The sequence below is a fragment of the Heliophilum fasciatum genome, assembly GCF_004341395.1.
Lineage (GTDB): Bacteria > Bacillota > Desulfitobacteriia > Heliobacteriales > Heliobacteriaceae > Heliophilum > Heliophilum fasciatum.
Genome location: NZ_SLXT01000049.1, coordinates 1 through 6,503, shown reverse-complemented (window position 1 = coordinate 6,503; position 6,503 = coordinate 1). Strand labels below are relative to the sequence as shown.

Below are 6,503 nucleotides of genomic sequence, written 5' to 3'. Positions count from 1 at the left end.
TAAGACTCCAGAAAGACGATCTGGTCGATCGGCCCGGCATGTACGCACCGTGAGGTGTTTAGTGGACGGGTACGAATCAGTCGAGGTCTTGACCTCACAGGACGTGAGGTCGTTCGCGGTGGCCCGGACGGCCATAACCGCGAACTTCCTTACGAAGAATGGTCAGCTCGCGGCGGCCGTGATGGCCGACAGCCGCGAACATACCTTCATCCGCAGGACGACATTTGATACTTGCAAAGCTTCTGTGTAGTTTTCAGGGAATATGTCTGGTAAAAGAGTGAACGACGATACTTGTGAAACATGGGAAATAAACGTAAAGGCAGCCCCGCTTTGGTAACAAGGTGGGGCTGCCTTTACGTTTACTTTGGAACAGTTTGGCACAGCGAGCTAGACTGTTTTGTTTCATCGACATCGGCATATCAGTTAGAGCGCTAATTAATGAAGGGAAAAAGCGAGAGCGGAGATTGACGGCAATTATAAGTATTGATATGATGCAAATATGGAGATAGACTTGACAGTACAGTTAACATTTGAAATTACTAACAGATGCGTTAAACATAAAGTCTCTATACATATTTTATGAATATGCTATATAAGAATGAGGAGATTCTAATGTTTGAAGATGTCGATGATGAAGCGAACATGTGTTGTGAATATTTATCAAACGATATTTTATCAGAATGGCAAAGCATCATTGATCTTGTCACAAGGTTATCTGGCACTCGTACAGGGCTGATCATGCGTATATGTGCAGACGAAATCGAAGTCTTTGTTGCCAGCAACAATGAAGGTAATCCTTTTAAGATCAAACAAAAGGAACATCTTTATGATTCTGGGTTATATTGTGAAAGGGTCATCAAAACGCAGAGTATGTTGCTGGTGCCCAACGCATTGAAATCGCCTGAGTGGAACCATAATCCCGACTTGAAATACAATCTGATTGCATACCTTGGATTCCCGATACGGAGGCCCGACGGTAGCCCCTTCGGTACCATCTGTTTGCTTGATGACAAAGAGAATCTATTTTCTAATGATTTAATTGAACTAATGGAAAAAATGAGAAGCATGATTGAAGCTCGCCTCAAGACCGAGAGCCTTCTGATACAAAATGCCCAGCAATTCAATATCATCAAGGAGAAGATAAGGCAACGCGACCAGGCATTACAAAAAGCAGAAGCCGCCATTCGAGCGAAAAGTGATTTTTTGGCCATGATGAGCCATGAGATTCGCACACCCATGAATGGAATCCTTGGCATGAATAATTTATTGTCCAAAACCGCTCTCTCTGTAGAGCAACGAGAATATACGAAAGCCATTTCGGAATCAGCCGAAGTACTCCTCCATGTCCTCAATGATATACTGGATTTTTCGAAACTGGAAGCTGAAAAAGTGCGTCTGGAGGATACTGTTTTCAATTTACGTCATATCGGTACAAGTGTAATTAATCTTTTTAAGAACAAGGCTGTGGAAAAGGGACTCAATCTATCATTAGCAATATCGAGCGAAGAAGATCAATGGGTTATGGGGGATCCTAACCGCTTACGTCAAGTATTAATCAACTTGGTATCGAATGCGATCAAATTTACCATTCATGGCGAAGTAGGAATTCAAATTCGTATCGCATCACAAGATAACGACATCATGAACGTAAAGTTTGAAGTAAAAGATACGGGTATCGGTATTAAGCAAGAAGTTATTCCCAATCTGTTCAATCCTTTTACTCAGGCAGATTCTTCAACAACGCGACTTTATGGTGGCACCGGCCTTGGGTTGGCCATTTCCAAACAGTTGGTCGAACTCATGGATGGGAAAATCGGTGTTACCAGTAAAATCAATGAAGGTTCCCTATTTTGGTTCTCGATTCCTTATCCAATCGCTGCTGAGCCCGTACCTCAGAGGGAAGAGGATTGGGTAGACAACAGTAACACCAGTCCTAACAACTTTCCGGTTTGGATGCTGGAAAAGCCGGTGTTACTTGTTGAAGATAATAAAGTAAATCAAAAAGTAGCTGTGGCTCTATTGTGTAAAATGGGTTTGAATGTAGAAGTTGCCAATAACGGTGTAGAAGCGGTTCAAGCAATACAAAAAGGTGAATATGATCTCATTCTTATGGATTGCCATATGCCGGTCATGGATGGTTTTCAAGCTACCGAGGCGATTCGGAAATGGGAATTGGGAAAATGCCAACGTACACCGATTGTTGCCATGACAGCCTTAGCGATGCAGGGAGATAAGGAAAAGTGTATTCGTGCAGGTATGGATGATTACATCAGCAAGCCAATCAAGATGGAACAACTCATTGCTGTCTTAGAGCGGTGGCTTCCGGGACAAAAGGCCAATGTGCCCCATACTTTAAAACACGGGCATAGCCTGGAATCTGAGAATGAGTCGTATCTCAATAAAATTTATTCTGTTATCGAATTAGATGTCATCAAGGAAATGTACGACTTATCAAAAACGGGTAATCACGATTTCTTAGCTTCCCTGATTGATACATATAAGAGTGAGTCGAATCAACTCATGAAAAAATTAAGACAAGCAGTTAATCAAATTCATTTTGAAGATATCGAAAAGACGAGTCATGCCTTAAAATCGATCAATATGACGATTGGTGCGAAAACTTTTTGGATGTTGTGTGAACAAATTGAAAAGATCGGTCGGATGAAGTCAATAGACAACGCTGAAATCATATTATCTCAGATGGAAGAAAAATACGAAGAGGTGATAGAAGCGGTAAATCGTCTAGTAAAAAATCCGTCATTAATACATCGAAGAGACAATTTTACAGTTCTGCAGTAGTTACGGTTGGGAAGCCGCGATCAACGGCTGAAGCCACCCGTTGCAACTGCTTAGACAGATAAGCGAAGGCATCCGGATCAAGTGACTGGGGACCATCGCACAGGGCTTTGCAGGGATTGGGGTGAACTTCGATCAGCAACCCGTCGGCGCCGGCAGCAATAGCGGCTTTGGACATGGAGCCAACGAGGCGGGCCGAGCCTGTTGCATGGCTGGGGTCGATGAGGATCGGCAGGTGCGTCAGTTCTTTAATCAGGGGAACTGCCGACAGATCGAGCGTATTACGCGTGTACGTTTCAAAGGTGCGAATGCCTCGTTCACAGAGAATGACCTGCAAGTTCCCGGAGGCCATGATGTACTCGGCAGCCATCAACCATTCTTCAATCGTAGCGGAAAGTCCCCGTTTGAGAATCACCGGCTTTTTGGATTGACCGACTGCTTGCAAGAGCCGGAAGTTTTGCATGTTCCGTGCTCCGATTTGGACGATATCGACGTAGTTCGAGGCTTCTTGTAAGCTTTCATAATCGATGACTTCCGTTACTGTGGCCAGGCCGGTTTCTTTGCCCACTTGTTGGAGAATTTCCAGGCCCTTTTTCTCCATGCCCTGGAAGGAGTAGGGCGAAGTACGCGGTTTATAGGCACCGCCACGTAGCACCGTGGCTCCGGCAGCACGGCAGCGCTGCGCAGCGCTTAAGACTTGATCATAACTTTCAATCGCGCAAGGACCGGCGATCAATATGATGTCCTGTCCGCCGATGGCAGCGTCTTTCACCTGGATTACGGTCGATTGGGCATGCGCTTCGCGGCTGACCAGCTTATAGGGCTTCATGATCGGTACAACTTTTTCAACGCCGGCCATTCCTTCGAGACCGAGTTCCGACAGGAGTTGGCGTTCTTCACCAACAGCGCCGATGACGATTCGGTTGGTTCCTTTGATCAGATGGGCGCCAAAACCGTGGGACGTCAATACTTCATTTACCAATGAGATTTGAACTTCTGATGCATCCAGACGCATAACAACAACCATGGAAAACAGCCTCCTTGATTTTTGTTTGATTGTTCCGATTTGTTTGATTGGTTACCATTAACTGCTTGACCGCATAGCATTGATTGTTTAAAACAGAAAAACGCTCTTCGTCCTCAGGGACGAAAAGCGTCTGCTCTTCGCGGTACCACCCTGGTTGGTTCCAACTCGGCTGCCGATCGTCATGATCTGCAACAAGAGAGGAAGCCCACCTCTGTAGGGGCAAACAAAAGATTGCTGCCCTCATCCTTTAACGCCGGATGCGCGCGACCGGAATTACACACCACTTGCATCGATTGCTCGAGCACGATCGATACAACGGCTTCGCCCGGTAACTCAGGAGGGAACTTCAACGGCATTTTCCGGAAAGCGCTCTCAATCTATGACGCTTTCGCCCTGTCGGAAAATGGTATCGCCTACTTTTCTCCGTCATTGTTAGTTTCCTGTGGAATTGCTTTTCAATGTAGCACGAAACAGAGCAGGATTCAATAGGGGAACCGTTGTTTTATTAATTGTTTTTGCATCGACGATTCCTTGAGTAGATCACGACTACTCTTTGGGCGGCTCATCGACTATTCCTTGATCGGATTGATACGTATTACCTGATCGATGGACAACACCAGATCAGACTTATCCGTTTGGACCATGATCCGGTTGTAATGACCGTTAGCATCCGTCACCAGTTGCATGGTGCCACGGATGCTTTGTTTTTTTCCGTCTTCATTATCTTCATCATAAGTGACTTCGCAGAGCAGGGGTTCTTTGAGGTAATAGGGGAAGGGGCAATCGCGCCTCTTCATCAGATCAAACGTATTCAGAAAGCGAAGCTGCTCATGGCCAAAAGCGACTTTTTTCCTGTCTACATTGTCATCGATGATGGTTTTGGCATGATCTGAAAGCTGCTGGTAAACCAGATCGGCCATGCGCCCCAGTGTTTCTTCAAACAGTTGTTGGCACTGATGAAACCGGATCTACGCAAGGATCGGCTGATTATGCTGGGCGATTACATTGACCGGGGACCGCAAAGTTATCTGACCGTACGGAAACTGTGTGAACTGCAACAAAGTTTTGGCAAGGATCATGTTGTGCTTTTGCGGGGCAATCACGAGCAGATGGCGGTAGATTTTTTTGAACAGGGATGCCAAGATTTTCTCTTTAACGGTGGTCGCGCAACGATCAAGGATTTTCACAAGCATGATGATGAGCTGAGGGACTATGTCGATTTTTTTAAGAGCTTGCCTGCCTATTGACAGGATGGCCACTGGATCTATGTTCATGGCGGTATCCGGCCGGGTGTTGCGATGGCCCGGCAGCAAGAACGGGACTTACTTTGGTTGCGGGAGGAATTTTACTTAAGTCCGCTACCAACTGAGAAAAAAGTGATTTTTGGCCACACACCGACCGACATGATCACGGGAACATGGTATCCCTTCATCACGGATCAACGTGTGGGAATCGACACCGGCTGTGTCTTTGGCGGCTGCTTGAGTGCAGTTGAGCTTGATGAGGGTCGCGTAACAGCCGTCTATCAAGTGGGCCATCAGGCGAGCCGCGTTGGGTAACAGGGATTGTATAACGAAGCAAAGTTCATGATCATTTGAGTGAAGGAAGGCTGAGCACGATGCATATTTTCGGTGATAAGAATTTAAAGAAAAAATACGGAACGGTTTATGATTTGTTCGGCATCTATTTGGACTGGCAGATCGACCATAATATCATCGATCACTTTGGGATCAAAGACCCCCATGGTATTCAGGAGTTTGAGGACTTTTATGCTCAACGACACTGGCAAATTGCCCGTGTGCAAATTCACGGTGTTCCCAAATTGCTCATTGATATTGATCTTGAGCGGTTCAGTTACTGCAGTATGACCGGCCTCGAAAAAATGGTGCTTGAAGAAAACCGAGGCGACCGGGACATTTTGAAGCGCTTGATGAAATGGAGCAAGAAAACGGGGGTGGCTCCGTTGGAACAAATGAAATATTATTTAGGTCAGGTGGCCGCTGCTTCTAATAATGGTTCTGGAAAAGGGGAGGTCGTTTTTTTTGGTAACGGTGGTGTCTTTTCGCTAGAGGATACGATTTGGAAGATCGTTAAAATCAGAACGATCGAGGGTTATAAGGTCGGCATGGCCAGGGATATTGAAGAAAGCTGCGGTTTTGCTTTAGATGAGGAAGATTTAGAAGAGGGACATTATGATGAATATGAAGCAGAAAAGCGGGTGCACTACTGGTGCGAAAAGCTGGGATTGCCGGAGTTCAATAGTTTCAAGGATGTGTTATATACGCAAGCGTTGAGAGAGGGAGTCAAGGTTGAATGAGCCAGTCAAGGTTGAATGACCCAGTCCGTTCGTTAAGTAAACAAGCAAACGGAATGGATTGGCAGTGAATAATCGAGAAAAAAGATTGACGGCGGTGAGGGGGCGTGTTAAGATACTCCTCGCCGCCGAAAACGGGGGTACAGCAACTCGGTTCTGATGCTGCTTTCAAGTTCTTAAAAAGAGGATAAAAAAACCTCTTGCGCAGCACGAATGAGTATGCTAGAATCTATAAATGTCGCCGCGAGTTAAAACAACACGAACGAAGTCGGCACAACTTGGTCCTTGAAAATCAAACAGTTGAAAAAGCGTGATAACCTTTTAATTTATGAATTCCAGTTAGTAAGTAAACGAGCTTGACTCGAA

6 protein-coding genes and 1 rRNA gene are annotated in these 6,503 nt (G+C 45.6%); 5 read left to right on the top strand and 2 right to left on the bottom strand.

Annotated features, from left to right (window positions below; translation table 11 throughout):
• Positions 1-96, top strand: a 23S ribosomal RNA gene (locus EDD73_RS14305); the annotation flags it as partial.
• A gap of 516 nt (positions 97-612) precedes the next feature.
• A complete protein-coding gene (locus EDD73_RS14300) occupies positions 613-2,799 on the top strand; it encodes an ATP-binding protein (RefSeq protein WP_165876549.1) in 2,187 nt (728 codons plus the stop codon).
• Here EDD73_RS14300 and aroF read toward each other — a convergent pair.
• On the bottom strand, positions 2,783-3,823 hold the full coding sequence (gene aroF, locus EDD73_RS14295; RefSeq protein ID WP_131921074.1) for a 3-deoxy-7-phosphoheptulonate synthase: 1,041 nt from the start codon (positions 3,821-3,823) through the stop codon (positions 2,783-2,785). The two genes, EDD73_RS14300 and aroF, sit on opposite strands and share 17 nt — an antisense overlap.
• A 569-nt stretch (positions 3,824-4,392) precedes the next feature.
• Positions 4,393-4,743, bottom strand: coding sequence for a hypothetical protein (locus EDD73_RS14290; protein WP_131921072.1), 351 nt, complete (start codon positions 4,741-4,743; stop codon positions 4,393-4,395).
• A 24-nt stretch (positions 4,744-4,767) separates the two neighbouring features.
• Here EDD73_RS14290 and EDD73_RS14285 point away from each other — a divergent pair, with 24 nt between their 5' ends.
• Genes EDD73_RS14285 through EDD73_RS14275 form a run of 3 tightly spaced genes read left to right on the top strand, consistent with a single transcriptional unit; the run spans position 4,768 to position 6,140 of the window.
• On the top strand, positions 4,768-5,070 hold the full coding sequence (locus EDD73_RS14285; protein WP_341468493.1) for a metallophosphoesterase: 303 nt from the start codon (positions 4,768-4,770) through the stop codon (positions 5,068-5,070).
• Positions 5,071-5,121: 51 nt separating this feature from the next.
• Positions 5,122-5,382 (top strand): hypothetical protein, encoded by a 261-nt coding sequence (locus tag EDD73_RS14280; RefSeq protein ID WP_131921068.1) that lies wholly within the window; start codon positions 5,122-5,124, stop codon positions 5,380-5,382.
• A gap of 59 nt (positions 5,383-5,441) precedes the next feature.
• Positions 5,442-6,140 carry a hypothetical protein gene (locus EDD73_RS14275; RefSeq protein WP_131921065.1) on the top strand — a complete coding sequence of 233 codons (699 nt, stop codon included), beginning with the start codon at positions 5,442-5,444 and terminating at the stop codon, positions 6,138-6,140.
• Positions 6,141-6,503 lie beyond the last annotated feature (363 nt).